At 31.8% G+C, this 3376-nt stretch carries 2 protein-coding genes; both read left to right on the forward strand.

The features are described from left to right. Window positions 1-1819: T9SS type A sorting domain-containing protein (locus ABJG40_RS04270; RefSeq protein ID WP_348023330.1), on the forward strand; the 1819-nt coding region annotated here is incomplete at its 5' end. 40 nt (window positions 1820-1859) lie between these two features. Continuing rightward, on the forward strand, window positions 1860-3376 hold a 1517-nt coding region (locus ABJG40_RS04275; RefSeq protein WP_348023331.1), incomplete at its 3' end, for a sulfatase.

Genomic DNA, 3376 nt, shown 5'->3' on the forward strand with positions numbered 1-3376 from the left:
CGTTTCAAATGGTACATTTTCTACTGATGTTAGCAATCCAGATAATACAGGTATTAATACAAATTCTATTGTTTCACGTTTCAAGAGAAATGAAAGTACTAGTGCCCACATTTCATTTGGGTTGAAATCACCAATAACAAAAACAACCAATTTAAAAATCGGCCTAAAAGCTCATATTAGTTTAGCAACAGAAGATTTAAAAAACCCAAATACAAGAATAAGAATCTATTTAGGTAATTCAACTGTTAGCAGTGATATATATATACAAAAACATTTTTCGATTGGTCAGACATGGCAAGCATTTGAATTTAATTTTTCTGATTTAGAAATCCCTAATGATGTTATAAATGCAGGTGGATTTGATATATTACGTATAAGTTTTATAAATGCCAACAATCCTGCAGCTGCAGCTACCTATCATTTAGATAGTATTTATGGAAGCTTAGATCAAACAGGACATATTGCATCTTGGCTAGCTGGTTCTTGGGGAATTACATTTCCTGTTTATGGAGGTGAGCGTTTAGATTCGGAGATTAAAGGAGGTTATAATCTTCTTGCTGGAGCTCAAGAAGTGGTAGACGAACTTCCTGCAGTGGGCCATGTTATTACAAATCTTTCCTATTTTGCGCATTCGCATTATTTTACTTTAAGACAAAATAGTAATGTAGATGTAGCTACTGAAATCCATGAAGCTCTAATACCTAGTGTAGCAAATGAGAATATCATTTTTGAAGTCATGCAAAAATTTAAGGATGATGGTAAAAAAGTAATTTTATACATCTCTACAAACTATTTAGATAGAGCTATAAATGATGGTGCAGATATAGAAGCGGCTTGGATTAATTACTACACCAATAATTTTGCTGGTGATGAATACGCAGCATACAGAAATCTAATTGAAGGCTTTATACTGCAGGTTAAAGATTATGCCGATGGCTATTGGTTAGATACAACTGCAGAGCTGAATAAAGATGGAAATATAGAAGATTTTGTTCAAATGATTAGAGATGCTGATCCTGGTGCAATAATTTCTGCCCAACCCAATGGTGCATATTTTAAGGATGAAAACGGTAATAATATTTTAGTAGATTCTGACGGATTGGACGACGACGACGATACCAACTATAAAATAGTAAGTTTTGAAGGCGTTAATGTTTACCAAGATTTTACAAGTGGACATGTAACACCATTAGGACAAGGAGCGCCTCCAAATTCATGGGCTTATGAAGAATTTACAATACCAGAAATGGAGGATAATCCGTGGTCAATGTTTGAAGAAAATACAGTATTAAAACACGCCTGGTTTCCAATACGAGAAAAGTGGCATGTTTCTTCACAACCCATAGTTTTTGGAATTGAAGATGCATATAGGTTTGCCAAGCGTATTATAGATGGAAATGCAGCTGTAACGTTTGCTACTACAATTAATGATGTAAACAATGGTAAAGGTTATATGATGGATGATGAAATGATTATTATGAAAGCAATTAATGATAGACTTCTATCAAGTTCTGTTCCTGATTATGAACCATATGTAAGACCAGAAGGTGCTCATTTAGTAGGAGAAACATTGAGTGCATATACTAATATAACAGAAACTAATAAGCTTATTTTATTTCCAAATATTGTAAATCAAAATTTTAAATTGTCAAAAGAAATTTCTTCTGCAATTATTTACAATATTAAAGGACAAAAAGTTTTAACTTTTAAAAGTAATCAAACCTTCTTTGATGTATCTATGCTTACAGATGGCGTTTATCTTATAAAAACATTAGAAAAAAATGGCAACCGTCAAATTTTTAAATTTATAAAACAATAATAATATCAAATAAAACCTAAAAACAAAAGCACCTTATAAAATGAAAAAAGTAGTACTATTATTAATTATCAGCGTAATTACAACAAGTAGTTTTGCGCAAGAAAGACCAAACATCATCTTCCTTTTATCTGATGATCAAACAAGTATTGCTACTGGTTGTTATGGTAATGACCAAGTAGTAACTCCTAATATGGATACACTAGCTGAAGAAGGTGTGCTTTTTAAGAATCACTATAATACAACTGCTATTTGTATGGCTAGTAGAGCCATACTTTTAACAGGAATGTATGAATACAAAGCAGGTTGTAATTTTGAGCACGGACCTTTAAGAAAAGAGAAGTTTGCTAAATCCTATCCTGTACTTTTAAGAGAACAAGGATATTATACAGGTTTTGCTGGTAAATTTGGATTAGCAGTTTCTGATGGAAAAAGTGTAAAGCATAATAGTTGGGATTCACTTCCAATAGACGATTTCGACAACTGGGCAGGAGGCTTAGGCCAAACAAGTTACAGTACAAAGAAGAACAAGTATATGTCAAAATATGCTAAAAAATATCCTCATAGTACAAGAGCATATGCAGCTTGGGCTGAAGATTTTATTAAAGAAGCTAAACAAACAGGTAAACCATTTTCAATGTCTATTAGTTTTAAAGCACCTCATATGCCTTTTTCTCCAGACAAATATTTTGATTATGTCTACAAAGGCAAAAAATATAAAAAACCAGAGAATTATGGTGCAGAAAATGCAAAACATCTTGCTCCACAAGCAAAGACAGGAAGACAATATAAAAGTTATAATTTTTGGAGAGAATCTGAAGAAAGCTACCAAGAAGCTATTAAAAAATACAATCAATTAATTCACGGAGTAGATTATGCTTTAGGAATGATTAGAAAAACTTTAGAAGAACAAGGAGTTGCAGATAATACCATCATCATATTTACAAGCGATAATGGTTATAGTTGTGGTGCTCATAATTTTGGTGGTAAAGTATTGCCATATGAAGAAGCTTCTAAATCTCCTTTAATTATTTACGATCCTAGAACACCAATCAAAGAAAGAGGTATTCAACGTGATGCAATTACTGCAAATATTGATATGGCTCCAACTATTTTAAATTATGCAGGTATAAAACCTCCTTCAAATATGGATGGAGAAGATTTACGTTTATTGATAAAAAAGCCAAAGAAATTTAAACGAGAAACAATTGCTCTTACAAATATGTGGGGTAATGATGAAATACAAGCAATGTCTGTGGTTTCTAAAGATTGGAAATATATTTTCTGGCAATATGAAGATGATATTATGAACCCTACTGAAGAATTATATCATATCGAAAAAGATCGTTTAGAAATGACAAATAAGGTTACTGACCCAGCTGTAAAAAAACAGCTTAAAAAAATGAGAGCGTTATATGATGTTCATCTTAATAAATTAAAAAAAGAAGCTACAAAATATAATTCTTATCAAAAATATGCAGTTTTATTTGATAGAACATCTACTGCCGAAGACAAAAAACCTTATTTGATTGGAAGCTATGTTGAATCAAAAAAGAAAGG

This window comes from Polaribacter sp., assembly GCF_039939415.1.
Lineage (GTDB): Bacteria > Bacteroidota > Bacteroidia > Flavobacteriales > Flavobacteriaceae > Polaribacter.